The organism is Streptomyces sp. JLSY215 (assembly GCF_059682825.1).
Map to the genome: position 1 here is coordinate 2,549,166 of NZ_CM185022.1, position 25,394 is coordinate 2,574,559.

Sequence of the window (25,394 nt, forward strand, 5' to 3'; positions counted from 1 at the left end):
TCATCCCTTGGTGGTGCCGGCGGTCAGGCCGGAGACGAGGTGGCGCTGGGCGAAGGCGAAGACGAGCGCGGCCGGTACGGCGATGATCACGGCGGCGGCGGTCATCGAACCCCAGTCGTTGGTGTACTGGTTGACGAAGGTCTGCAGGCCGCCGGCGAGCGTCAGGTTCTCCTCGCCGGTCATGAAGGCGGAGGCGTAGGCGACCTCGGCCCAGGCGGTGACGAAGGTGTAGAAGCCGGTGACGGCCAGTCCGGGCCTGGCCAGCGGAAGGACCAGGCGCCAGAAGGTGCCGAAGGGGTTGAGGCCGTCGACCCGGCCCGATTCGTCGATCTCCACCGGGATGGTGTCGAAGAAGCCCTTCATCATCCAGGCGCAGAACGGGACGGCGATGGTCAGGTAGGTGATGACCAGCCCGGCGGGCTGGTTGAGCAGGCCCAGGGTCGCCATCAGGTTGTACAGCGGCACGATCAGTACGGCCACCGGGAACATCTGGGTGATCAGCAGCAGCCACATCAGCGGGCGCATGCCCGGGAAGCGGAAGCGGCTGACGGCGTAGCCGGTGGTGGCCGCGATGAAGACGCCGAGGACGGTGGTCAGTCCGACGATGACAACGGAATTCCGGAACCAGGTCAGAAATTCGGTGTCGGCCAGGACGTGGGTGTAGTTGGCGAGGGTGGGGTGGGTGACGACGCTGGTGGTGAAGGCGTCGGTCTTGGGTTTGAAGGAGGTCACCAGCAGCCAGAGCGGCGGGAAGACGGCCACTGCCGCGGCGAGGACCAGGGCCGTGTGCAGGCCGATGGATGCCGCCCGGCTTCGCTGGTTGCGCCGGCGGGGCGCGGGTTCACGGGTCATGGTCACCACACCTCTCCCTGCTTGCGCAGCGCCCGGCGGTAGACGACCGCGACGATCGAGAGCAGGACGAGGATGAGGACGCCCCAGGCCGCGGACTCGGAGAAGTTGCGGGGGCTGTCGACGAAGGAGAGCCGGTAGGCGTAGGTCACCAGGATTTCGGTGGCGTCGCCGGGGCCGCCCCGGGTGAGCAGGAAGATCACCGGGAACATGTTGAAGGTCCAGATGGTGGAGAGCAGGATGACGGTGGCACTGACCGCGCGCAGGCCGGGAACGGTGATGTGGCGGAAGCGCTGCCAGGGTCCCGCGCCGTCCATTTCGGCGGCTTCGTACAGCTCGCCGGGGATGGACTGCAGGCCGCCGAGGAGCGTGACCAGCATGAACGGCACGCCCAGCCAGACGTTGACGGCGATGACCGAAAGTTTCGCCCAGGTCGGGTCGTTGAGCCAGGGGATGGCGTCGATGCCGCCGCCGGACAGCAGCTTGTTGAGGAGGCCGCTCTTCTCGTTGTAGAGCATCCGCCAGGTGAAGACGGAGATGAAGGCGGGGATGGCCCAGGGCAGGATCAGCGCGAGGCGGTAGAAGGTGCGGCCGCGCAGCGTCCGGTTGAGCATGTTGGCGAGCGTGAGCCCGATGAGGAAGGTGAGGGAGACGCAGGCGACGGTCCACAGGACGGTCCAGCCGAGGCGGTCCCAGAAGACGCCGTCGGAGAGCACCGCCGTGTAGTTGTCGAGGCCGGTGAACTTGTAGGTGGCGGGGATGTGGTTGACGCCGATGTCGCGCTGGACGTTGGCCTCGTTGGCGTCGGTGAGGGACAGGAAGACGCCGCGCACCAGCGGGTAGCCGATGATCACCCCGATGACCAGTACCACGGGGGCGACCATCGTCCATGCGTACCAGTGGGTGCCAAGGGCCCGGCGCACCCGTACAGCGAGGGTCACTTGTAGTCCTTGAGCAGCTTTCGGTAGGCGGCGCCGGTCGCCTTGGCGGCCTGCTCGGGCGTGTCGGCGCCGGTGAGCACCTTGTTCATCTGGACCTTGATCGGCTCGAAGAGGGAGTTGCCCTCGGCGATCCAGGGGCGCTGTACGGCCTTGTCGACGGCGGGCTTGAAGAACTTGACCATCTCGTTCTGCTTGACGGCCGGCACCTGGTACACGGAGGTACGGGTGGGCAGCAGGCTGAGCTTCTCGGTCGTCTCCTGCTGCACCTTCGCGGAGCTCATGTATTTCACGAAGGCGTAGGAGGCTTGCAGGTTCTTGCTGCCGGCGTATACGGAAAGGTTCCAGCCGCCTTGCGGGGATCCTTGCGCCGAGCTGCCCGCGGGCACGGGGGCGACGCCGAGGTTGTTCTTGTCCTTGAAGGCCTGGCCGGCGCGGGCGCCCTCGATGTCCCAGGGGCCGTCGACGGCCATCGCGACCTTGCCGTCCTTGAGGGCCCTGAGCTGGTTGTCCTGGCCGTCCGTGGCGTCGGTGATCGCGGTCTTGAAGTCGACCAGGTCCTTGATGGCGCGGAAGGCCTTCACGCCCGCGGCGTTGTCGATCTGCACGGTCTTGGAGCGGGCGTCGATCGTGTTGCCGCCCTCGCCGTAGAGGTAGGGCAGGAACCAGTAGGGGTCGTCGCCGCGCAGGTAGAGGGCGGTGGCGCCGGTCTTGGCCTTGATCTTCTTGGCGGCGCCGGCCAGTTCGGCGAAGGTCTTGGGCACGTCGACGCCCGCGTCCTTGAGCAGTTTCTTGTTGTAGAAGAGGCCGAGGGTGTCGATGACCTGGGGCGCGGCGTAGGTCTTGCCCTTGAACTTGGTGGAGCCGACGGCCTGCGGGAGGTAGTCGCCGGTCTTGTCGAGGGCGGGGGTGCCGTCGAGCGGGGCGAGATAGCCGAGGTTGGCGAAGTCGGCGACCCAGGCGACGTCGGTGCGCATCACGTCGGGGGCACCGGAGTTGCCGCCGGCGGCGTTCTTGAACTTGGCGTTGGCGTCGCCGAAGGGGACGTTCACATACTGAACGTGGACCTTGGGGTGTTCCTTCTGAAAGCCCTCGGCAAGCTTGCGGTAGGTCGCCTTCTCGGCGTCGTTGGAGGTGTCCCAGAAAGTAACCGTTCCGGACAGTTCGCCGCCGCTGCCGGCGTTGCCGCCGCCGTCCCCTCCGCCGCATCCGCTCGCCGTCAGCGCCAGGCCCGCCACCAGTGCGGTGACGGTGATTCCGCGTACGCCAGGTATGCCACGCCGCATATGAACTCCTTAGGGAATCGCCTCAGATGGCGGTCAGGAACGTAACAGCGCGGAAACCAGCTCGGAAAGACTTTGCGGCAAATTGCTGCAAGATTTCTGGAAGATATTGCAGCAAGATGGCCGGAACGGCGCCCCCGCGGCACCCCGGCACCGTCACCCCGCGCCCGCCCGAGCGTTGATTCCGTGAAGGCACCAAGGCCTCTTGACCTCGACAGGGACGGCAGATGACCCAGGAGCTCACTTCCCCCAGCCCCGCCCCCCAGGCCCCCGCACCACACCGAGGTCCCGGATGGTGGCGGGACGCCGTCATCTATCAGGTCTACGTCCGCTCGTTCGCCGACAGCGACGGCGACGGCATCGGAGATCTGCGCGGCGCCTGCGGGAAGCTGCCGTACCTCAAGGCGCTGGGCGTGGACGCCGTCTGGTTCACCCCGTTCTATGCCTCACCGCAGGCCGACGGCGGCTACGACGTCGCCGACTACCGCGCCGTCGACCCGCTCTTCGGCAGCCTCGACGACGCCCGGGACCTGATCGGCGCCGCCCATGACGCGGATCTGCGGGTGATCGTCGACATCGTCCCCAATCACACCTCCGACCGGCACCCGTGGTTCCTGGACCCCGAACTCGCCCGGCAGCGCTATGTCTTCCGGCCCGGCAAGGGTGAGCACGGCGAGCTGCCGCCCAACGACTGGGAGTCGGTCTTCGGCGGCCCGGCCTGGACCCGCACCGACCGGGGCGACTGGTATCTCCACCTCTTCGCCCCCGAACAGCCCGACCTGGACTGGAACAACCCCGACGTCCACGCCGAATTCGAGGCCATCATGCGCTTCTGGCTGGACCTCGGCGTGGACGGCTTCCGCGTCGACGTCGCCCACGGCATGGTCAAGGCGCCCGGCCTGCCGGACATCGGCCACGGCGAGCAGGCCCAGCTCATCGGCACCCAGATCCTCCCCTTCTTCGACCAGGACGGCGTGCACGCCATCCACCGCTCCTGGCGCCGCCTGCTCGACGACTACTCCGCCGGCCCCCGGCCAGGCGGCGGCACCCCCGGGCAGCGGATCGGCGTCGCCGAGGCCTGGGCCCCCAGCCCCGAACGGCTGGCGCTCTACGTACGCCCCGACGAGCTGCATCAGGCCTTCAACTTCCATTACCTCAACACCCGTTGGGACGCGACCGACCTCCGCACCGTCATCGACGAGTCCCTCGACGCGATGCGGCCCGTCGGCGCCCCGGCCACGTGGGTGCTGTCCAATCACGACGTCGTACGCCACCGCACCCGCCTCGGCGGCGGCCTCGACCGCGCCCGCGCCGCCGCCCTCCTGATGCTCGCCCTCCCGGGCTCGGTCTACCTCTACCAGGGCGAGGAACTGGGCCTGCCCGAGGTCACCGACCTCCCCGACGAGGTCCGCCAGGACCCCTCCTTCTTCCGCGCCAACGGCCAGGACGGATTCCGCGACGGCTGCCGGGTGCCCCTGCCGTGGTCCGGCGACGCGCCCCCGTACGGCTTCGGGCCCGGCGGCAGCTGGCTGCCGCAGCCCGCCGACTGGCGCCCGCTGACCGTCGAGGCACAGACCGGCGACCCCGGCTCCACCCTGGAGCTCTACCGCACCGCCCTCGGCCTCCGCCGCCGTCTGCCGGGCCTGGGCGACGGGGAGATGAGCTGGCAGCCGGCCCCCGAGGGGCTGCTCGCCTTCCGCCGCCCCGGCGTGCTGTGTACGGTCAACACCCTCACCCGCGCGGTGGAACTCCCGCTGCCCGGACGGCCGCTGCTCTCCAGCGCCCCGGTGACCGTCGACGGCGCGTCGGCCGTGGTCCCCGGTGACAGCTGCACCTGGTGGGCAATCTGACATGCGCCCGGTACAGTCCCATCCCATGACCGCCCGGCTCTCCGATATCGCAGCACAGGCGGGTGTCAGCGAGGCCACCGTCAGCCGGGTTCTCAACGGAAAGCCCGGCGTCTCCGCAAGCACCCGCCAGTTGGTGCTCGCCGCCCTCGATGTGCTGGGCTACGAACGCCCGGTACGGCTGCGGCAGCGCAGCGCGGGCCTGGTCGGGCTGATCACGCCCGAGCTCAACAACCCGATCTTCCCGGCCTTCGCCCAGGTCATCGGGCAGGCGCTGACCCGCCAGGGCTACACACCGGTCCTCGCCACGCAGACCCCGGGCGGCTCCACGGAGGACGAGCTGACCGAGATGCTGGTGGACCGCGGCGTCGCCGGCATCATCTTCGTCTCCGGTCTGCACGCCGACACCTCCGCCGATATGCAGCGCTATGCGCAGCTGCGCGGCCAGGGAGTGCCGTTCGTCCTCATCAACGGCTTCTCCGACAAGGTGCAGGCACCGTTCGTCTCCCCCGACGACCGGGCCGCGGTGGATCTGGCGGTCACGCACCTCAGCGCGCTCGGCCACCGCCGGATCGGGCTGGCGCTCGGGCCCGAACGGTTTGTGCCCGTACAGCGCAAGATCGAGGGTTTCGTCCGCAGCATGCGCGACCGCCTCAATCTCGGCCCGGCCGAGGTGGGACCGCTCATCCAGCACTCCCTCTACACCCTGGAGGGCGGGCAGGCCGCGGCCGGCGCGCTGATCGACCGCGGGGTGACGGCCATAGTGTGCGCCAGCGACATGATGGCGCTGGGCGCGATCCGCGCGGCGCGGCAGCGGCGGCTGGAGGTACCGGGCGAGATGTCCGTGGTCGGCTTCGACGACTCCCCGCTGATCGCCTTCACCGATCCCCCGCTGACCACGATCCGGCAGCCGGTCACGGCGATGGGGCAGGCGGCGGTGCGGGCGCTCCTGGAGGAGATCGGCGGCACCCCCGCGCCGCACAGCGAGTTCGTCTTCCACCCCGAGCTGGTGGTGCGCGGTTCGACCGCTTCGGTTCCGAGGACGGCGAAGGTTCCCCGGCCGGCCCGTACACCCTGAGACGGGTATCGGGGTCCGGCCGGATTTTCCGCTGGTTTTTCCCGGGTGTTTTCCACGGTCCGTATCCGCCCGGAGAGGGATACGGACCGTCGAATACCCGACCGAAGGATGATCGGCGACACGCCCGTTTCTGGCAGACTGTCTGCCTATGGGTGATGCGAATGTGAAGACTGTGAAAGGTCGGCCCGCCACCCCGCCGCCCCATGGGGGGAGCGCGGACCGCCCGCTGAAAGGCCGTCGGTGGGCCCGGCTGCGCGCCCCTCGCGCACCGCGACTCTGGTTCGAGATCCTGCTGATCGCCGTCAGTTACTGGACGTACTCACTCATTCGCAACGCCGTACCCGAGCAGAAGGCGAAGGCGCTCAGGAACGCCGACTGGATCTGGCAGGCCGAGCACGCTCTGGGCATCGCCGTCGAGCACACCGTCAACCACGCGGTGAATTCCGTGACGTGGCTGATCGTGTCGATGAACTATTACTACGCGACCCTGCACTTCATCGTGACGATCGGCGTGCTGATCTGGCTCTACCACTGGCATCCGGGCCGCTATGCCGCGGCCCGGATGGCGCTCTTCGCGACGACCGGTGTCGCGCTGCTCGGCTACTACTTCTACCCACTGGCGCCGCCCCGGCTGATGCCCGGCGGCGGCTTCGTCGACACGGTCGTGCAGCACGACACCTGGGGCTCGATGGCGTCCGGCAATCTCGCCTCGATGTCCAACCAGTACGCCGCGATGCCGTCGATGCACATCGGGTGGTCGCTGTGGTGCGGCGTCACCGTCGCGCTGCTGGCCAAGCCGCTGTGGGCGCGGATCCTCGGGGTGCTCTACCCCACCGTGACGCTGCTGGTCATCGTCTGCACCGCCAACCACTTCTGGCTGGACGCGGTCGGCGGGGCGCTGTGCCTGGCCTTCGGGTTCACGGTGGCGCTGGGCTGGTACGGCATGCTGCCGCACCGCCTGACGCGCCATGTGGCGGCGCCGGACGTGAATCTGCTGAAGGCGGGCTGAGCGGCGGCCCGCCGTTCGGCCCCGTACCGGTGGGGCATCCGGGTGGGCGGGGCCGCTCCGCGCGGCACCGCCCGTCACCCGAATGGCGCAACGCCGGCCGTATAGCTATGCGCCGTCAGCTCACCCCGCGGTGCGTGATGTGCCCGCCCGTCATCGTCAGGCGGACGGGTGCGCTGCCCAGCTCGTCGGCCGGGGCGGTGACCGGGTCCACGGCCAGGGCCGTGAGGTCGGCGCGGAAGCCGGGGGCGATCCGGCCGGCTTCGGACTCCTCGCCGACGGCGAGGGCGGCGTGGGAGGTGCAGCCCTCCAGGGCCATCAGCCCGGTCAGGGCCTGGCCGGGCGTGACGGGGGCGATGCCGGGTTCGCCCGCCGGGCGGCGCAGGCGGGCGGTGGCGAGGACCTGGCGGGGGTCGTGGTGCGCGATCGGCCAGTCGGAGCCGAGGACCAGAACCGCGCCCGCGTCCCGCAGATCGCGGCAGCGCCAGGCCCGTCCGGCGCGCTCCTCGCCGACCCGCCGGGACCAGGCATCGGTGTGGTCGGCGCGGGTGTAGGCGGTGTGGGTGGGCTGCATGGAGGCGGCGACGCCGAGGCGGGCGAAGCGGGGCAGCTGGTCGCCGGGGACGGTCTCGATGTGCTCGATGCGGTGGCGGTAGCGGGCGCCGATGCGGTCGTCGCCGAGCAGTTCGACGGTGTCCAGGACGTGCCGTACGGCGGCGTCGCCGATGGCGTGGGTGGCGGTGCGCACGCCCGCGCGGGCGAGGTGGTGCACGGCGTGGGTGTACGCCGCCGGGTCCGGCCAGAAGGCCTCGGTGCCCTGGCCGTGGCAGTCGGGGTGCTCCAGCCAGGCCGTGCCGCCCTCGACGGTGCCGTCCATGAAGAACTTCACGCCGCCGACCCGCCAGTGCCGGCCGGCCAGCCGCTGGAGTGCGATGAGCTGGTCGAGACCGTCCTTGTCGATGCCGGGCATGCACCAGGGCGCGAGGCGGAGGCGGACGGGGAGTTCGGTGGTGTCCTCGATGCCCGTCAACAGCTCCGGGACGTCGGCGTTCTCCATGTCCATGACGTGGGCGCCGGTGAGTCCATGGGCGGCCATCTCGTCGAGGAGGTCGAGGAGGCGGGCGCGGCGGTCGGCGGCGGAGGGCCGGGGGATGACGGGCGTCAGCAGCTCCATCGCGGCGTGTTCGATCAGATGGCCGGTGGGGCGGCCGTCGGCGTCGCAGACGACGCTGGCGCGCTGGACGAACGCGCGCGGGCCGGTGATCCCCGCGGCCTCCAGGGCGCGGCCGCTGGCCAGCGCCGAGTGGCCGTCGTAGAGGCGGATGAAGGCGGGTGCGCCGCCGAGCGCGTCCTCGATCAGATCGCGGTGGACCGGGGCGCCGGCGAAGACGTTGTGGTCCAGGCCCCAGGCGGTGAGCCATCCGCCGGGGGGCAGCGCGCGGGCGGCCGTGGCGAGCGCGGTGCGCAGTCCGTCGAGGTCGCGGCAGCCGGAGAGGTCGAGGCCGGTGGCCATCTCGACGCCCCAGACGGGGTGGCTGTGGCCGTCGACCAGGCCGGGGGTCAGGGTCGCCCCGGCCAGGTCGATGACCTCGGTCGCCGCGCCGCGCCAGTCCCGTACGTCCCGCTCCTGACCGACCGCGGCGATCCGCCCGTCCTTGACGGCGACGGCCTCGGCCGTGGGGTGCGCGGGGTCGAGGGTGCGTACCCGGGCGCCGGTCAGGATGGTGTCGGCGGCGGTGAGGGGCGCGGGGGCGGACATGCGGGCTCCTTGGGTGGTGCGGAGGGGGCGGTGCGGAGGGGCGTGGTGGCCGCGGCGGCTGCCGCTGCCGGTGGGTCAGCGGGTCTCTTCGGCGGGGCGGCGGGCCTCCTCGGCGGGGCGGCGGGCCTCCTCGGCGGGTTCGGAGGCCTCGGCCGCGGGCTCGGCCCCGGGCAGGGCACCGGCCTCCTCCCCGGCCTCTTCCTCGTCCTCGGCCGGTTCCGCCGCGAAGCCCGCGTAGACCTCGGGGCGGGTGCGGCGTACCCGCCGGGCGAGGGCGAGGCCGAGAAGGAAGGCGACGGGGACGGTGAGGACCAGCACCGTGTTGGTGGCGAACGGCGCGCCCGTCATCAGGTCGATCTTGGCGATGACGAGCCAGAGCGCGAGGACCATCAGCACGGTGGCGGCGAGGGGCGTGATGACGGTGCGCAGCTTCCCCTCGCTGTGGCGGAAGCGGCGGAAGTAGCACGGCACGGCGACCGCGGTGACCGCCTGGAGGGCCAACAGGCCCAGCATTCCCGGGGTGTTCATCCACAGGAGGAGCTGCTGATAGGGGTCCATGCCGGCGAGCGCGAAGCCGGCGACGACGGCGACGGCGAGGACGCTCTGCGCGGCTCCGGCGAGGTACGGGGAGCGGTGGCGCGGGTGGACCCGGCCGAGCGGGGAGGGCAGTACGCCTTCCTGGGCCATGGCCAGGCCGTAGCGGTTGATCGCGTTGTGGAAGGCCAGTTGGGAGGCGAGGATGCTGGTGATGATGAAGAGGTGCATCAGGTCGGCGGCCCAGGTGCCGACGTACTGCGTGGTGGCGGTGAAGAACAGGCCCGCCGGGTCGTGCAGGGCGGCCGCCACGATCTTGTCGCTGCCGTAGGCCTGGATGACGATCCAGATGGTGAAGGCGTAGAAGAGCCCGAGGAAGGCGACCGCGATGTAGGTGGCGCGCGGGATGGTGCGCGCCGGGTTGCGGGCCTCGCGGCGGTAGATGGCGGTGGATTCGAAGCCGGTGAAGGCGGCGAAGGCGAAGGCGAGGACCACGCCAGTGCCGGGGACCAGGACGCTGCCCGCGGTGAAGGAGTCCGCCGAGAGGCCGTGCGCACCGCCGTGCAGCAGCACTCCCCCGGCGAGCAGGACGAGGATGCCGGTCTCGGCGACGAGCAGGACGCCCAGCACCTTGGCGCCGAAGTCGATGGAGCGGTAGCCGAGGTACCAGATGACCAGGACGCCGGCGACGGCGATCGGGGGCCAGGGGACGCCGATGCCCCAGAAGGCCTTCAGGGCGTCCTGGGTGGCGGTGGCGAGCAGTCCGTAGACGCCGATCTGCATGCCGTTGTACGCGAGGAGGGCAACGGTGGCGGCGCCGAAGCCGGCCGGGCGGCCGAGGCCGCGGGTGATGAAGGCGTAGAAGCCGCCGCCGTTGCGGACATGGCGGGCCATGGTGGTGAAGCCGACGGCGAAGAGGGCGAGGGTGGCGCCGGCCAGGACGTAACCGACGGGGGCGCCGATGCCGCCGGCGCCGATGGCGAGCGGGGAGGTGCCCGCCATGACGGTGAGCGGGGCGGCCGCGGAGATGACGAAGAAGGCGATATCGGCGACGCCGAGCGTGCCGCGGCGCAGCTGGGGGGCCGCGCCGGGGGCGGGGGGTGCGGTCTGCTGAGGGGTCCCGTTACGGGACGTTGACTCCACGGCCATGACTCGGTGCCCTTCTGCGGGGACGGAGAGCGGAAGAGAGGCGGCGGCACGGCACGTACGGGATGGTGACGGCTGCTGGACCGCGAGGCGAAAACCTAAAGGCTTTCGGTTTTCGTGTGTGGAAGGTACCCCTCGCCGTACGATTCGGGAAGACCTTGGAACGGGCTCGGCCGGGAGGGGACACGATGGGGCGGCCACGCAAGGCCCTGCTGGACAAGGAGCGCATCGGCGCGACGGCGCTCGAACTCGTCGACGAGAAGGGCGACTTCAGCGTTCCGGAGGTGGCTCGCAGGCTCGGCGTGCAGACCGCTTCGGTGTACCACCACGTGGACGGCCGGGCGGGGGTGATCGAGCTGCTGCGGGAGCGGGTCACCGACGCGATCGACCCGGGGACCCTGGGTGACGCCCGCTGGGACGTCGCGCTGGAGGCCTGGGCGCGCTCCTACCGCGCCGCGTTCGCCGCCCATCCGCGCACGATCCCGATGCTGATGACCTCGCCGATCCGCGCGCCCAGGGTGCTGGCGCAGTACGAGCGGGTGGTCGGGCTCCTGCTGGACGCGGGCTTCGCCCCGGACGCCGTGATGCCGGTCATCACCGGGCTGGACAACATCGTGCTGGGCTCGGCGCTGGACATGTCGGCGCCCGAGCCGATGTGGGTGGCCTCCGGCGACGTCGGCGCGCCGCGGCTGGCCGCGGCGCAGGACGCCACCGGCCCGGACCGCGCCGATCAGGCCTTCGATCTGACGCTGGCCGGCTTCCTCGCGCACTGCCGGGGGCTGCTGGCGGCGGCGTGAGGCCGCCGGTCAGGCGCCGTGCGGCCGCCGCTCACCCTTCGTAGAACAGCTCCTCCACCACGCCGCGAGCCCGCCGGGTGATCCGGCGGTAGTCATCGAGCATCTCGCCGACGTGGCCCTCCTCGTAGCCGAGGTAGCGGCCGACCGCCGCCTGCTCCCGGCCGTCCACCGGGAAGGTGTCGCCGGGGCGGCCGCGGACCAGCATCACGGCATTGCGCACCCGCGCCGCCAGCACCCAGGCCTCGTCCAGGGTCGCCGCCTCCTCGGTGCCGATCAGCCCGGCGGCATGGGCCGCGGCCAGCGCCTCGCGGGTCCGGGTCGTGCGCAGCCCGGGGATCTCCCAGCCGTGCCGCATCTGGAGCAGCTGTACGGTCCACTCGACATCGCTCAGACCGCCGCGGCCCAGCTTGGTGTGGGTGGTCGGGTCGGCGCCGCGCGGCAGCCGCTCGGACTCCATCCGGGCCTTGAGCCGCCGGATCTCGCGCACCGCGTCGTCGCCCAGCCCCTCGGCCGGATAGCGCAGCGGATCGATCAGCTCCACGAAGCGCTGCCCCAGCCCGGCGTCGCCCGCGACCGGTTCGGCGCGCAGCAGTGCCTGCGCCTCCCACACCAGCGACCAGCGCCGGTAGTAGGCCGCGTACGAGGCGAGGGTGCGCACCAGCGGGCCCGACCGGCCCTCCGGGCGCAGATCCGCATCGATGAGCAACGGAGGGTCCGCAGAAGGGAGTTGGAGCAGCCGGCGCATTTCGTTGGCGATGGCCTGGGCGGCCTTGGCGGCCTCGTGTTCGTCGGCGTCCTCGCGGGGTTCGTGGACGAACAGCACATCGGCGTCCGAGCCGTAGCTCATCTCCCGGCCGCCGAAGCGGCCCATGCCGATGACGGCGAAGCGGGTGGGCAGGGTGTCGCCCCACTGCTCGCGGACGGCGGCGCGCAGCGCGCCGGCGAGGGTGGCGGCGTTGAGGTCGGAGACCGCGGTGCCGACGGCGTCGATGGCGTGGCCGTGGTCCTTCTCGGCGGGGTTGCCGTCCGTGCCGTACGCGCCGATCAGGTCGGCGGCGGCGGTCCGGAACAGCTCCCGGCGGCGCACCCCACGGGCCACCGCGACCGCCGCCTCGGCGCCGTCCGCGCGGCCGACCGCGGCCAGCACCTCCTGCTCCAGGGCGGCCCGGCCGCGTGGCCGGAGCCCGTCGGCGGCGCCGAGCAGCGCGACCGCCTCCGGGGCGCGCAGCAGCAGATCGGGGGCGAGCCGCCCGGCGGACAGCACCCGGGCGAGGTTCTCGGCGGCCGCGCCCTCGTCGCGCAGCAGCCGCAGGTACCACGGGGTCTTGCCGAGCGCGTCCGAAACCTTGCGGAAGTTGAGGAGTCCGGCGTCCGGATCGGCGGAGTCCGCGAACCAGCCGAGCAGTACCGGCAGCAGCGTCCGCTGGATCGCCGCCTTGCGGGTCACGCCGGACGCCAGCGCCTCCAGATGGCGCAGCGCGGCGACCGGATCGGCGTACCCGAGGGCTTCCAGGCGATGGCCCGCGGCCTTTGCCGACAGTCTCGTCTCGCCGGGCTCCAGATGGGCGACGGCATCGAGCAGAGGACGGTAGAAGAGCTTCTCATGCAGTCGGCGCACTTCTCTAGCGTGCCACTTCCACTCCTTGCGGAGGGTGTCAACGGGCTCGGTAAACAAGCCCAATGAGCGGGCGAGGCGCCGCAGATCCGTTTCTTCCTCGGGCATCAGATGCGTACGGCGCATCCGGAAGAGCTGGATGCGGTGCTCCAGCGCGCGCAGGAAGCGGTACGCGGAGTCCAGCGCGGCGGCGTCCTGGCGCCCGACGTAGCCGCCGGCCGCCAGCGCCGCCAGGGCGTCCAGGGTGCTGGCGCTGCGCAGCGTGGGATCGCTGCGGCCGTGCACCAACTGCAGCAGCTGGACGGCGAATTCGACGTCGCGCAGTCCGCCGGGGCCGAGCTTCAGCTCGCGTTCGACGCGGTCGGCGGGGATGTTGGCGATCACCCGGCCGCGCATCTGGCGGACATCGGCGACGAAGTTCTCCCGGTCGGAGACCTGCCAGACCATCGGCTCCAGCGCATCGACGTACACCTGCCCCAGGTCCAGATCACCGGCCATCGGGCGGGCCTTGAGCAGCGCCTGGAACTCCCAGGTCTTGGCCCAGCGCTGGTAGTAGGCGAGGTGGCTGCTGAGGGTGCGCACCAGCGGGCCGTTGCGGCCCTCGGGGCGGAGGTTGGCGTCCACCGGCCAGATCGTGCCCTCGGCCGTGACGTCCGAGCACAGCCGCATCATCCGCGAGGCGAGCCGGGTGGCGGCCTGCAGCGCCTTGGCCTCATCGACCCCTTCCTTGCCCTCCGCGACGAAGATGACGTCCACGTCGGAGACGTAGTTCAGCTCCCGGGCGCCGCATTTGCCCATGGCGATGACGGCCAGCCGGGAGACCGCCGCGTCGCCGGGCGCCTCCTCGTAGCTGATCTGCAGGGCGGCCCGTACCGTGGCGGTGGCCAGATCGGCCAGCTCCGCCGCGGCCTCGGCGACATCGGTCGTACCGCACACATCGCGTGCCACGATGCCCAGCAGACACCGGCGGTAGGCGACGCGCAGCGCGTCCGCACGGGAGCGGCCCTCGCCCCGCTCCCCCCAGATGCCCTCCGCGAGCGCCTGCTCGAACTCGGGGGTGGTGGGGTGCAGGTCGACGGACTCGTAGGTGACCAGCGAGCGCCAGTCGTCCGGATGCCGGACGAGGTGGTCGGCCAGCGCCTCGGACGCGCCCATCACCCCCAGCAGCCGGTCGCGCAGCGGCTTGGCCGCCACGAGCATGCTCAGCAGCTCCTGCTGCTCCTCCGGCTCAAGCGTCTCCACCAGCCGGGCCAGGCCCAGCAGCGCGAGGTCGGGGTCCGCGGTGCCGCCGAGCGCCTCCAGGAGCACCGAGTCCTCGCGTACCGGGGAGAATTCGGGGGTGTCGAGCAGCCGCCCGGCCGCCGAGGGGTCCGTGAACCCGTGCCTCAGCAACCGGGAGTGGGTGCTGCTCCGCCGTCCCTGCGGCGCGGGTAGAGCCATGATGCAGCCTCTCGGTGGCGCGGTGCTCAGAGCACGGGGAGCATCTTGCGCAGCTCGAAGGCCGTGACCTCGGAGCGGTACTCCTCCCACTCCTGCTTCTTGTTGCGCAGGAAGAAGTCGAAGACGTGCTCGCCGAGGGTCTCGGCGACCAGTTCGCTGCGCTCCATCAGTTCGATGGCCTCGCCGAGGTTCTGCGGCAGCGGCTCGATGCCCATCGCGCGGCGCTCGGAGTCGGACAGCGCCCAGACGTCGTCGTCGGCGCCGGCGGGGAGTTCATAGCCCTCCTCGATGCCCTTGAGGCCCGCGGCGAGCAGCACCGCGTACGTCAGGTACGGGTTGGCGCCGGAGTCGATGGAGCGGACCTCGACCCGGGTCGAGCCCATCTTGCCGGGCTTGTACATGGGGACGCGGATCAGCGCGGAGCGGTTGTTGTGGCCCCAGCAGATGTACGAGGGGGCCTCGCCGCCGGCGCCCGCGGTGCGGTTGGCGCCGCCCCAGATGCGCTTGTAGGAGTTGACCCACTGGTTGGTGACGGCGGAGATCTCGCCCGCGTGCTTGAGCAGACCGGCGATGAACGAGCGGCCGACCTTGGAGAGTTGGTACTCCGAGCCCGACTCGTGGAAGGCGTTGCGGTCGCCCTCGAAGAGGGAGAGGTGGGTGTGCATGCCCGAGCCCGGGTACTCGGAGAACGGCTTGGGCATGAAGGTGGCCTGGACGCCCTGCTCCAGCGCGACCTGCTTCATGACCAGGCGGAAGGTCATGATGTTGTCGGCGGTGGAGAGCGCGTCGGCGTAGCGCAGATCGATCTCCTGCTGGCCGGGGGCGCCCTCGTGGTGGCTGAACTCCACCGAGATGCCCATCGACTCCAGCATCGTGATCGCCTGGCGGCGGAAGTCCATGCCGACGTTCTGCGGGGTGTGGTCGAAGTAGCCCGAGGAGTCGCCGGGGGTGGGCCGCCGGCCGTCGACGGGCTTGTCCTTGAGCAGGAAGAACTCGATCTCGGGGTGGGTGTAGAAGGTGAAGCCGAGGTCGGAGGTCTTGGCCAGGATGCGCTTGAGGACGTAGCGCGGGTCGGCGTAGGAGGGCGAGCCGTCCGGCATCAGGATGTCGCAGAACATCCGGGCCGTGCCGGGGGCCTCGGCGCGCCACGGGAGGATCTGGAAGGTGCCCGGATCGGGCTTGGCGATCATGTCGGACTCGTACACCCGGGCGAATCCCTCGATCGCCGAGCCGTCGAAGCCGATGCCTTCGTCGAAGGCCTGCTCCAGCTCCGCGGGGGCCACCGCCACCGACTTCAGGAAGCCCAGCACGTCGGTGAACCACAGCCGGACGAAGCGAATGTCGCGCTCTTCCAGAGTCCGGAGCACAAACTCCTGCTGCTTGTCCATGGTTCACCAATCCTTGCAGGTCAATCGGCCTGTCCACGTGCGTGGGATCACGCGGCGTGGCACACCAGTATCACGTGAGGGGGTTACCGTCACATTACGCACCCTTGGCCTGAAGCAGAACCGCCGGGCCGTGACCCTCCCCCCGATCCTTCCCGCAGTACGTAGCGTCAGCGCGGCCAGGGGTGGCAATCGGGGGGCTTGGCCGAGTCTTGAATGGCCGGTGGTAAGGCGTTGACCACGAATTTGGGGATCCATGTTGTCCCTTTCCTAGCCTTGGCCGGGATTGTGATGGGCGACCCGAAAGACGGGGGAGACGGGTAATGGGGCAGGGGTTCCAGATCAACCCGGACGCGATTTTCCACACTGCGTCCGGCACCGAGCAGCAGCACGAAGCCGTCCCGCGGATCGCGCGGGCCCTGGAGCACGTGGAGATTCCTTCGGGCGCCTTCGGCAAGCTGCCGGAGTCCGACGAGCTGCACAGCTCGTACAACGAGCACGCCTCGGCGGCGCAGCAGAACCTGCGTGACATCGTCGATCTGCTGCAGGCCGCCGCGGAGAACCTGCGGGCCACGGGCGGCGCCTATGTCGCGAACGAGCACGCCCTCCAGGAAGGGTTCGGTGCATGAGCGCGTCGGATGCGTACGCATGGCTCAACAAGGAGATCGAGCAGCTCCCCACCATCGAGGAGGTGCACAACAGCGAGGAGCACGGCATCGACGCCGGGCTCGATGACGCGATCCGGTGGTTCCTGGACAAGGTCGGGCTGTGGGAAAAGCTCGAAAAAGTCACCGGAATGCCGACGCAGCTCACCCACGCCGCCCAGGAGTGGCGCGCGCAGGCCGATGCGCTGCACAAGGTGTCCGAGGGACTGCGCACCGCTGCCCACGCGCTGCCCGAGCAGTGGGAGGGCGACGCCTCCGAAGGCTTCGGCCACGGTATGGGCAAGATCGTCGAGGCGATCGACGGCACCGCCAAGGAGATGGGCGACACCGCGCAGATCCTCAGCCAGGCCGCCAAGGAGTGCAAGTTCGCCGAGGACGCCATCGTCGCAATCATCCGGGAGGCCATCGAGTGGGCGGCGATGACGCTCGCCGCGATGGTGGTCACCGACATCTTGACGCTCGGACTGGCCACCGTGGTGGACGGGCTGGTCGCCGAGGCCGAGGTCGCCGTGTTCCTGGGCAGGGTGGAGAAGGTCTCCACCGAGCTGGCGAAGACCCTGCGGGACCTGATGAAGGCCGTCCGGGAACTCAAGAAGGGTGAGAAGTCCTTCAAGGAGGCCAAGGCGGTCGCCTCCGTCCTGCGCAAGGCGGGCGGCCCGCTCGGTAAGGGCGCCTACCGCTCCAAGGACTGGTGGGCCCAGCACATCGTGACCGGCCAGATCGCCAAGCACGGCTCGAAGCCGCTCATCGGCGGCCTCACCGGCCTCACCGGCGAACCTGTCGCCCCGGCCAAGGAGGCGATCGAGCACTTCGGCCAGGAAGCGCTGGACGAACACAACGGCAAGGGCCCGAAGTCGCCCGAGCCGTACCGCGTGCCCAAGGGCAGTATCGAAGACACCTTTGGCTGAGCGCCGGAGCCGAGCGGAAATGGACAGAAGGAACGGATATGCACCCCTCCCCCGTGGTCCCGGAGCGCGACGCGTGGCTCATCGAGCACTCCGCCGCTCACTTCGCCCCCGGCGAGACACTGCACGGTGCGCTGCCCGTACGGCTCGATCCCGTGGCTCCGTACACCGTCCCCAGGCGCTACCGCCGTCCCGTGCCCGAGGAGGCGCGGCTCACGGGATGGAAGTGGCTTCTTCTGCCCGTCGTCTTCCTCACGTGGCTGATCGCCTTTCCCCGCGAGCTGCTGGAGTCGGGGGCGGGCAAGACCTGGCGCGGCTTCCGCCTGATCTTCCGGGGGCGGGTCTGGGCGGGCGGCTGGAACAGCGCGGCGGGCCGGTTCATCATCAGCACCCGTATCGGCCCGCCGGACGCCGCCTCGGTGGACGGCAACTGGCACTTGGCGCTCGCCTTCACCGACCGGCGACTGTTGCTGCTGGACGAGCCTTCGTCCCCGGAGCGGGACGCGGCACAGCTGCTCCATGAGTTCCCCCGCGGGAGCTACGGCCTGCGTCGCGAACCGCACCCTCCGCGCCACAAGCGGCGGGTGGACATCGCGTTCCCCGACGGCTCATGGCTTGCCCTTGAAGTGAGCCCGGAGCACGTGTCCTGGCTCACCGGCCTGCTGTCGAAGGATCAACAGGGCTGAGATCCAGTACGGCGCGGGCGACCGCTTCGGGGGTGTCGGCCATCACCAGGTGGCCGGCCGGGGCGGCGACCGCGAACCGGCCGCCCAGCTCCGCGGCGAGCGCCCGCTGACGCTCCAGCCAGCGCAGATCGCGGGCGTTCTCGCCGCCGTCGTAGGCCGCCAGGACCGTGACCGGGACGGCGGGCAGCGGATGCGCGGGGCGCAGCGCGAGGAGCTCGGCGGCCTGGTACGGGTAGGTGGCGTTCTCCAGGACACAGGCGCGCAGCACCCGGCTGGTGCGGTAGCCGGCGCTCTCCCAAGGGTGCGGCGGATGGCTGGAGACGGTGGTGGCGCGGCCTATCAGCCGGCGGGCGGCGGGGAGGGCGGCACGGGGCACCCCGGCGGCGGACAGCGTGGTGGCCAGGCCGGACGCCCAGGCCGTACGGACCGCGCGGGGCAGCAGCGGCCGCGGGTCCTCCTCGACGCTGGCGTCCACCAGGACCAGACCGGCGCAGCGGTGCGGGTGGAGCCGGGCGAAGGCCTCGGCGTGGAAGCCCGCGAGGGAGTGGCCGACGACGGTGGCCGGGCCGTGGTGGCCGAGGGCGTCCAGGACATGGGCGATCCGATCGGCCTCGGCGGCGAGGGTGGGCGCCGTCGGCGAGGGCGCGCTCAGGCCCAGCCCCGGACGGTCGAAGCGGATGACGGTGCGGTGCGGGGCGAGCAGCGCGGCCACCGCGTCCCAGTCGAACCAGGCCATGCCGAGGCCGCCGCTGAGGACGCAGGGCGGGCCGCCGCCCTCGGCGAGGACGTGCAGCCGGATGCCGTCGACGGTGTGGATGCGGCCGGGGATGCGGAGCGGGCGTCTGGTCATGGGCGTGCCTCCGGCTTCGGTGTCCTGATGTCTTTGTGCCCGGCCGGGCGGGCCACGCACCCTGCCAGCAGCGCGATGTACAGGGCGACCAGCAGGACCTGGAGGCGCTGGCCGGCGCCGAGCGCCCAGGTGCCCCGGCCCGCGGTGAAGGCCGCGACCGAGGCCAGCGTCCAGAAGGTGGCGGCGAGTTCGGCGAGCACCAGCGGCGGGCCGAGGCGGGCGAGCACCGGCCAGTGGCCGTATCGGCGGGCCGCGACGGTGAGCAGGACCAGGGCGGCCAGCGCGCCGGACAGGGCGAGGGAGCTGCTGACGGCGTGTGCGGTGTGGGTGGCCGGGACCAGGCCCGCGGTCTCCCGGGCCGCACAGGCCGGGTCGCCGGTCGGCGCGCAGCTGAGCGGGAGCCGGGAGTCGAGGGCGGTGGCCGCGCCGAAGAGGGCGAGCGCGGTCCAGCCCGCGGTCGTCCAGGGCCTGCGCTCCAGGGCGGCCAGGGCGGTCAGCGCGCCGGCCAGCACCAGCAGCCCGGCCACCAGGTCCGTGGCGCGGAAGAGCCCGCCCAGCGGCTGGTCGGCGGCCGCGAGTTCGCTGACGTACGCCCGCACGGGGTCGATTCCGGTGGCGATCACCAACTCCAGGACCCAGGCCGTGTACGCGACGGCCCCGAGCAGCAGCAGGACCGCGGCCGCCCGGCGGCGTAGGTGGACGCGGCGGGAGGGGGGCACGGCCATCCTGGTGATCGGATCGGGTGGACCCGGCCGGTCGGACGGAGCGCCGGGCACGCGGAACGCGTGGGAAGGCCAAGGATAGGCGGGTGGACTACAGCATTGCGGTGATACCGGCGCGCGGCGCTACGGGCGGACGCGCCCGGCCGCGGCCGGCGGGCCGCCCTTCGGGCTCGATACCCGCCGCGGGCAGGGCGCGAGAAGTCCGGCGTCCCCTCGGACGGTCCGCGCCGCGTGCACACCGGCGGCGGAGCCGGTGGGGCGACCTCCCCACCCTGCGGACACGGCGGTGCACCCCGCGCCCGGTCCCGGGCGCCCCGCGCCCCGCACCGGCTGCCTGAGACCGGCCCGCGCACGGCCGGACGGGCCACCGCCCCGCCGGGACTCCTCGCCCAACTGTCGGTGCTGCGCGTGTAGGAGCGCGCCCGGACGCCGACGCCTGCCCGCGTTCGCGCACGCGCGCTCCGCCACCGACCTCATCACCTTCGACACCGACACGAGGTACACCCATGCGTACGGATTCCCCCCAGCCCCCGTCCCGCTCGCGCCGCGCCGTGCTCGGCGCCGGTGCCGCCGTCGTGGGCGGCGGCTTGTTGGCCGCCTGTTCCGGCGACCGGTCCGGCCCGCGCGGCGGCGCGGACGTCCTGGACGACGCGAAGAACGGCATGCCGCACGACGGCACGCCGGACGGCTTCGTCACCCCCGACGGCCCGGAGGTCATGGCGGCCGAGAAGAAGCGCCACACGGACGGCACCGTACGCAGGTTCAAGCTCACCGCCGCCGCCACCGAACTGGACCTGGGCGGCCGAACCGTCCGCTCCTGGGCGTACGGGGACGAGCTGCCCGGCAAGGAACTCCGGGTCACCGCGGGCGACACCTTCCAGATGGAGGTCGCCAACCACCTCCCGGCGCACACGACCGTCCACTGGCACGGGCTGGTGCTGCGCAACGACATGGACGGCGTCCCCGGCATCACCCAGCGGCCCATCAAGCCCGGCGCGTCCTTCACCTACGAGTTCGCCACCCCGAACCCCGGCACGTACTGGATGCACCCGCACGTCGGCGTGCAGATCGACCGGGGGCTGTACGCCCCGCTGATCGTCGACGACCCCAAGGAGCCGCTCAGTTACGACAAGGAGTGGATCGTCATGGTGGACGACTGGCTCGACGGGGTGGACGGCAGCACCCCGGACGCGGTGCTGGCCGAACTGAACAAGGGCCACGGCGGCTCCTCCGGCCACGGCAGCATGGACCACGGCGAGATGGGCCACGACAGCCCCGACACGGGCGGCGGGACGGCACAGCCCGCGGCCGCCGGCCCGCCCCGCCTGCTGAGGGGCGCCCGGAGCAAGCTGCTGGGCGGCCATGCCGGCGATGTGTACTACCCGTACCACCTCATCAACGGCTGTACGCCCCAGGACCCGCGGGTGTTCCGGGCCAAGCCCGGCGACCGCATCCGCATCCGTTTCATCAACGCGGGCGGCGAGACCGCCTACCGCGTGGCGCTGGGCGGCCACTCCATGACCATCACGCACACCGACGGCCACCCCGTCGAACACGCCACCACCGATGCCCTGCTGATCGGCATGAGCGAGCGCTATGACGTCCTGGTCACCGCCAAGGACGGGGTCTTCCCGCTCACCGCGCTCGCCGAGGGCAAGAACCGCACCGCGCTGGCCGTGCTGCGCACCGGCGGCGGCGAGGCGCCCGGCCCCGACACCCGCCCCAGGAACCTCGACGGCAAGCTGCTGACCGCGCACGAACTGAAGGCCGCGGAGTCCGCACGGGGGCAGTCCCGGCGCGTCGACCGCACCATCGATTTCCGTCTCACGGGGAACATGCGGAAGTACAACTGGGCGATCAACGGGAAGCAGTACACCCCGTCCCAGCGCTACCCGGTCTCGGCGGGTGAGCGGGTGCGGCTCACCTTCCACAACCGCAGCGGGATGTTCCACCCGATGCATCTGCACGGGCACACCTTCGAGCTGCCCGACGGCGGCGCCCGCAAGGACACCCTGAACGTGCTGCCCGGCACCCGGGTGAGCGTCGACCTCGACGCCGACAATCCGGGCCTGTGGATGCTGCACTGCCACAACATCTACCACTCGGAGTCGGGGATGATGACGATCCTGGGCTACCTGAAGAAGTAGGGCGGGGCGGGAGGCCGCGGCCCTGCCCGGCGTCCCCTCTCGTCTGGGGGGAGCTCCCCGGAAAACTCCTCGGGGCGCTCCCCCACCCCCCCTTAACGTCACCTAGACGATTAGACTCAACTACACTGATCCCGTGGCCCAACTTCGTCTCGCCCTCAACCAGATCGACTCCTGTGTCGGCGATATCGCCGGGAACGCCGAAACGATCGTGCACTGGACGCGGCACGCCGCCGACCAGGGCGCCCACCTCGTCGCCTTCCCCGAGATGGCGCTGACCGGCTACCCCGTCGAGGACCTCGCGCTGCGCCCGTCCTTCGTCGAGGCCAGCCGCGCCGCGCTGCGCTCACTGGCCCGCCGGCTGGCCGACGAGGGACTGGGCGAGCTCCCGGTGATCGTCGGCTATCTCGACCGGTGCGCGCGGGACGAGCGGCGCTACGGGCGGCCGGCCGGCGCCCCGCAGAACGCCGCCGCCGTACTGCACCACGGTCAGATCGCGCTGTCCTTCGCCAAGCACCACCTGCCCAACTACGGCGTCTTCGACGAGTTCCGGTACTTCGTCCCCGGTGACACGCTGCCCGTGGTCCGGGTGCACGGCGTCGATGTCGCCCTCGCCATCTGCGAGGACCTGTGGCAGGAGGGCGGCCGCGTCCCGGCGGCGCGGAGCGCGGGCGCCGGGCTGCTGCTCTCCATCAACGCCTCGCCCTACGAACGGGACAAGGACGACACCCGGCTGGAACTGGTGCGCAAACGCGCGCAGGAGGCCGGCTGCACCACCGCCTATCTGGCGATGATCGGCGGGCAGGACGAGCTGGTCTTCGACGGGGACTCCATCGTCGTCGACAAGGACGGCGGGGTCATCGCGCGGGCGCCGCAGTTCGCGGAGGGCTGCGTCCTGATCGACCTCGAACTCCCGGGCGCGGCGCCCGAGGCGCCCTCCGGCGTGCTGGACGACGGTCTGCGCGTCGACCACGTCGTCCTGACGCCCGACCCGCTGCCGCCGTACTCCCCCGAGACGCTCGGCGGAGAGGCCGAACGGCTCGGCGACATCGAGGAGATCTACACCGCGCTGGTCGTCGGGCTGCGCGCCTACGTCGCCAAGAACGGCTTCAACAGCGTCGTCATCGGACTCTCCGGCGGCATCGACTCCGCGCTGGTCGCCGCGATCGCCTGCGACGCGCTGGGCCCGGCGCACGTCCACGCCGTCGCGATGCCGTCGCGCTACTCGTCGGACCACTCCCTCACCGACGCCGCCGAACTGGCGCGCCGTACCGGCCTCGCCTTCCGCACGGTGCCGATCGGCCCGATGTTCGACACGTACATGGAGGCCCTGGGGCTGACCGGCCTCGCCGAGGAGAACCTCCAGTCGCGGCTGCGCGGCACGACGCTGATGGCGATCTCCAACCAGGAGGGCCACCTCGTCCTCGCGCCGGGCAACAAGTCCGAGCTGGCGTGCGGCTATTCGACGCTCTACGGGGACTCCGTGGGCGCGTACGGCCCGATCAAGGACGTCTACAAGACCGTCATCTTCCAGCTCGCCCGCTGGCGCAACCAGGCGGCGGCCGACCGCGGCCAGACCCCGCCGATCCCGGAGAACACCCTCACCAAACCACCGAGCGCGGAGCTGCGCCCCGGCCAGGTCGACACCGATTCGCTGCCCGACTACGCCGTCCTCGACCGCGTGCTGGAGCTGTATGTCGACCGCGACCAGGGCCGCGAGGAGATCGTGGCGCAGGGCTTCGAGGAGGAGCTGGTGACCCGCGTGCTGCGGATGGTCGACCGCGCCGAGTACAAGCGCCGCCAGTACCCGCCGGGCACCAAGATCTCCGCAAAGGGCTTCGGGAAGGACCGGCGGCTGCCGATCACGAATCATTGGCGGGAGGGCTGACCCGTTCGCTGCGCTTTGCATTTGGCCCCACGTTGTCGACTGTCCCGCCGTGGTGGTGGTTCGCCATTGCGCCTGCGGCCCCTTCGCTGCGCTTTGCCGGGGCCGTACGTTGTCGGCTTTCACGCCGTGGTGGTTGCTCGCCGTTGCGCCTGCGCGGCGGGCGTGGGTTTGTCGGGTGCGGTGCCACCCCTCCGGACTTCGTCCTGCGGGGTGGCCCCTCCCGTGGGTGGGTGGGAAAGGCCGGTGGGGGCGGACGTCTCGTGTCGGGTGCAGGTGATCATGTCCACCAGGTGCACCTGACCACCGACGCACGCCCCCACCGGTTTTCTTCCCACCCCTCACGGGGAGGGGCCGGGCCGCAGGACGGAGTCCGGAGGCCCGGCCCCGCAGCCGAACAGCCCCGCGCAAGCGGCACCGCCCGCCGCAGGCGAACCCAGCGAAACCCCCACGGCGGGGAAGCCGAAAACGTCGGCCCAGGCAAAGCGCAGCGAAGGGGCGCCACGGCGGCAAACCCCCACGGCGGGCCAGCCGAACACGTGGGGGCTCAGGTGGCGGCGGAAGCCGCCTCGGCAGTCACCCGGCCACCGGCCACCACCCGGGACGGGTTGTCGCGGTCCAGACGACCGGCGAGCACGGCGACGGCCAGTCCCACGGCCGCCAGTACGGCCCCGACCAGAGTCGGGGACGTCCAGCCCCAGTCGGCCGAGAGGGCCAGGCTCCCGGCCCACGCTCCGCCCGCGTTGGCGAGGTTGAAGGCGGACTGGTTGGAGGCGGCGGCCAGCGTGGGGGCCTGGCGGGCCTTGTTCATGACCAGCATCTGCAAGGGGGTGGTGGTCAGGAAGCCGATGCCGCCGATGAGGACGACGGTGACCAGGGCGGCCCATTTCACCTGGGCGGTGAAGTGGAAGACCGCGAGGACGACGGCGAGGGCGGCCAGCGAGCCGTACAGGGTGGGGCGCAGGGCGCGGTCGGTGAGGGGGCCCGCGGCCAGCGCGCCGAGGGTCATGCCGATGCCGAAGAGGGCGAGGACGAGCGGGACCGAGGTCGCGGAGAAGCCGGTCACCTTGGTCATCATCGACGCGAGGTAGCTGTAGACGGCGAAGACGCCGGCGAAGCCGAAGACGGTCGTGAGGAGGCCGAGGAGGACCTGGCGGTCGGCGAGCGCGCGCAGTTCGCGGGCCAGGCCGGTGCGTTCCTCGGCAGGCAGCGGCGGGACCAGGCGGGCCAGCGCCGCCATCGCGGCCAGCCCGATGGCGGCGACGACCAGGAAGGTGGCGCGCCAGCCGAGGTGCTGGCCGAGCAGGGTCGCGGCGGGTACGCCGACGACATTGGCGATGGTCAGGCCGAGGAACATGGTGGCCACCGCGCGCGCCTGGCGGCCCTCGCGCACCAGCCGCGCCGCGACGACCGCGCCGACGCCGAAGAACGCGCCGTGCGGAAGCCCGGCCAGCAGCCGGCCGGCGATCAGCGTGCCGAAGCCGGGCGCGAGGGCGGAGGCGAGGTTGCCGGCCGTGAAGAGCGCCATCAGCAGGACGAGCATCCGCTTGCGCGGGATGCGGGAGCCGAGGGCGGTCAGCAGCGGGGCGCCGATGACGACACCGAGGGCGTAGGCGGAGACGAGGTAGCCGGCGGTGGGCACCGAGGTGCCCAGGTCGTCCGCGACTTCGGGCAGCAGGCCCATCATCACGAATTCCGTGGTGCCGATTCCGAAGGCCGAGATCGCGAGAGCGAGCAGAGCCAAGGGCATGGGGACCTGGACCTTTCAGGGGTGGGTGCGCGCGTGCGGGCGCGCGAGGCGGGAGACCTTAAGTTCGTTTACGGAACAAAGTCTCTCAGGTCCAGTATTCAGGCGCGAAA

Annotated in this window: 19 protein-coding genes; 9 read left to right on the plus strand and 10 right to left on the minus strand. The window is 71.5% G+C overall.

Annotated elements, in window-relative coordinates; genetic code table 11:
- Genes AC5677_RS11385 through AC5677_RS11395 form a run of 3 tightly spaced genes read right to left on the minus strand, consistent with a single transcriptional unit; the run spans position 1 to position 3,073 of the window.
- Complete coding sequence (locus AC5677_RS11385; RefSeq protein WP_497194910.1) at positions 1–852, minus strand: sugar ABC transporter permease; 852 nt, start codon at positions 850–852, stop codon at positions 1–3.
- Between the two features lie 2 nt (positions 853–854).
- A complete protein-coding gene (locus AC5677_RS11390; protein WP_497194911.1) occupies positions 855–1,790 on the minus strand; it encodes a carbohydrate ABC transporter permease in 936 nt (311 codons plus the stop codon).
- The gene (locus AC5677_RS11395; protein WP_497194912.1) at positions 1,787–3,073 is read right to left on the minus strand and encodes an extracellular solute-binding protein; all 1,287 of its coding nucleotides are present in this window, start codon (positions 3,071–3,073) and stop codon (positions 1,787–1,789) included. Before AC5677_RS11395 ends, AC5677_RS11390 begins: the two co-directional genes overlap by 4 nt.
- A 224-nt stretch (positions 3,074–3,297) precedes the next feature.
- Between AC5677_RS11395 and AC5677_RS11400 the strand changes: the two genes are divergently transcribed.
- The 3 genes from AC5677_RS11400 to AC5677_RS11410 all read left to right on the plus strand — a co-directional run bounded on the left by AC5677_RS11400 (position 3,298) and on the right by AC5677_RS11410 (position 7,004).
- Positions 3,298–4,920: a glycoside hydrolase family 13 protein gene (locus AC5677_RS11400; protein ID WP_497194913.1), complete on the plus strand. Its 1,623-nt coding sequence runs from the start codon at positions 3,298–3,300 to the stop codon at positions 4,918–4,920.
- A 25-nt stretch (positions 4,921–4,945) separates the two neighbouring features.
- Positions 4,946–5,995 carry a LacI family DNA-binding transcriptional regulator gene (locus tag AC5677_RS11405; RefSeq protein ID WP_497194914.1) on the plus strand — a complete coding sequence of 350 codons (1,050 nt, stop codon included), beginning with the start codon at positions 4,946–4,948 and terminating at the stop codon, positions 5,993–5,995.
- Positions 5,996–6,143: 148 nt separating this feature from the next.
- Positions 6,144–7,004, plus strand: a complete 861-nt coding sequence (locus AC5677_RS11410; protein ID WP_497194915.1) for a phosphatase PAP2 family protein — start codon at positions 6,144–6,146, stop codon at positions 7,002–7,004.
- A 115-nt stretch (positions 7,005–7,119) separates the two neighbouring features.
- Here AC5677_RS11410 and AC5677_RS11415 read toward each other — a convergent pair whose 3' ends face one another.
- Together AC5677_RS11415 and AC5677_RS11420 are read right to left on the minus strand one after the other, a co-directional pair.
- Positions 7,120–8,760 carry an amidohydrolase gene (locus AC5677_RS11415; RefSeq protein ID WP_497194916.1) on the minus strand — a complete coding sequence of 547 codons (1,641 nt, stop codon included), beginning with the start codon at positions 8,758–8,760 and terminating at the stop codon, positions 7,120–7,122.
- Between the two features lie 75 nt (positions 8,761–8,835).
- On the minus strand, positions 8,836–10,443 hold the full coding sequence (locus tag AC5677_RS11420; protein WP_497194917.1) for an APC family permease: 1,608 nt from the start codon (positions 10,441–10,443) through the stop codon (positions 8,836–8,838).
- 185 nt (positions 10,444–10,628) lie between these two features.
- Here AC5677_RS11420 and AC5677_RS11425 point away from each other — a divergent pair, with 185 nt between their 5' ends.
- Positions 10,629–11,237: a TetR/AcrR family transcriptional regulator gene (locus tag AC5677_RS11425; RefSeq protein ID WP_497194918.1), complete on the plus strand. Its 609-nt coding sequence runs from the start codon at positions 10,629–10,631 to the stop codon at positions 11,235–11,237.
- Positions 11,238–11,268: 31 nt separating this feature from the next.
- Here AC5677_RS11425 and AC5677_RS11430 read toward each other — a convergent pair whose 3' ends face one another.
- Together AC5677_RS11430 and glnA are read right to left on the minus strand one after the other, a co-directional pair.
- On the minus strand, positions 11,269–14,292 hold the full coding sequence (locus tag AC5677_RS11430; protein ID WP_497194919.1) for a bifunctional [glutamine synthetase] adenylyltransferase/[glutamine synthetase]-adenylyl-L-tyrosine phosphorylase: 3,024 nt from the start codon (positions 14,290–14,292) through the stop codon (positions 11,269–11,271).
- Positions 14,293–14,318: 26 nt separating this feature from the next.
- Positions 14,319–15,680, minus strand: coding sequence for a gamma-glutamylpolyamine synthetase GlnA2 (gene glnA, locus AC5677_RS11435; RefSeq protein WP_403509370.1), 1,362 nt, complete (start codon positions 15,678–15,680; stop codon positions 14,319–14,321).
- Positions 15,681–16,000: 320 nt separating this feature from the next.
- Between glnA and AC5677_RS11440 the strand changes: the two genes are divergently transcribed.
- Genes AC5677_RS11440 through AC5677_RS11450 form a run of 3 tightly spaced genes read left to right on the plus strand, consistent with a single transcriptional unit; the run spans position 16,001 to position 17,933 of the window.
- Positions 16,001–16,306, plus strand: a complete 306-nt coding sequence (locus AC5677_RS11440; RefSeq protein WP_497194920.1) for a hypothetical protein — start codon at positions 16,001–16,003, stop codon at positions 16,304–16,306.
- Entirely contained in the window at positions 16,303–17,250 is a 948-nt protein-coding gene (locus AC5677_RS11445) for a WXG100 family type VII secretion target (protein ID WP_497194921.1), read from the plus strand. The genes AC5677_RS11440 and AC5677_RS11445 overlap by 4 nt, the downstream gene beginning before the upstream one ends.
- Positions 17,251–17,288: 38 nt before the next feature.
- Positions 17,289–17,933, plus strand: a complete 645-nt coding sequence (locus AC5677_RS11450; protein ID WP_497194922.1) for a hypothetical protein — start codon at positions 17,289–17,291, stop codon at positions 17,931–17,933.
- Here the strand turns inward: AC5677_RS11450 and AC5677_RS11455 are convergent.
- Together AC5677_RS11455 and AC5677_RS11460 are read right to left on the minus strand one after the other, a co-directional pair.
- Entirely contained in the window at positions 17,899–18,783 is an 885-nt protein-coding gene (locus AC5677_RS11455) for an alpha/beta fold hydrolase (protein ID WP_497194923.1), read from the minus strand. The genes AC5677_RS11450 and AC5677_RS11455 overlap by 35 nt on opposite strands.
- Entirely contained in the window at positions 18,780–19,508 is a 729-nt protein-coding gene (locus AC5677_RS11460; protein WP_497194924.1) for a DUF998 domain-containing protein, read from the minus strand. Before AC5677_RS11460 ends, AC5677_RS11455 begins: the two co-directional genes overlap by 4 nt.
- A 503-nt stretch (positions 19,509–20,011) precedes the next feature.
- Here AC5677_RS11460 and AC5677_RS11465 point away from each other — a divergent pair.
- Together AC5677_RS11465 and AC5677_RS11470 are read left to right on the plus strand one after the other, a co-directional pair.
- Positions 20,012–21,652, plus strand: coding sequence for a multicopper oxidase family protein (locus AC5677_RS11465; protein ID WP_497194925.1), 1,641 nt, complete (start codon positions 20,012–20,014; stop codon positions 21,650–21,652).
- 133 nt (positions 21,653–21,785) lie between these two features.
- On the plus strand, positions 21,786–23,537 hold the full coding sequence (locus tag AC5677_RS11470; RefSeq protein ID WP_497194926.1) for an NAD+ synthase: 1,752 nt from the start codon (positions 21,786–21,788) through the stop codon (positions 23,535–23,537).
- Positions 23,538–24,081: 544 nt separating this feature from the next.
- Here AC5677_RS11470 and AC5677_RS11475 read toward each other — a convergent pair.
- Positions 24,082–25,284 carry an MFS transporter gene (locus AC5677_RS11475; protein ID WP_497194927.1) on the minus strand — a complete coding sequence of 401 codons (1,203 nt, stop codon included), beginning with the start codon at positions 25,282–25,284 and terminating at the stop codon, positions 24,082–24,084.
- Positions 25,285–25,394 lie beyond the last annotated feature (110 nt).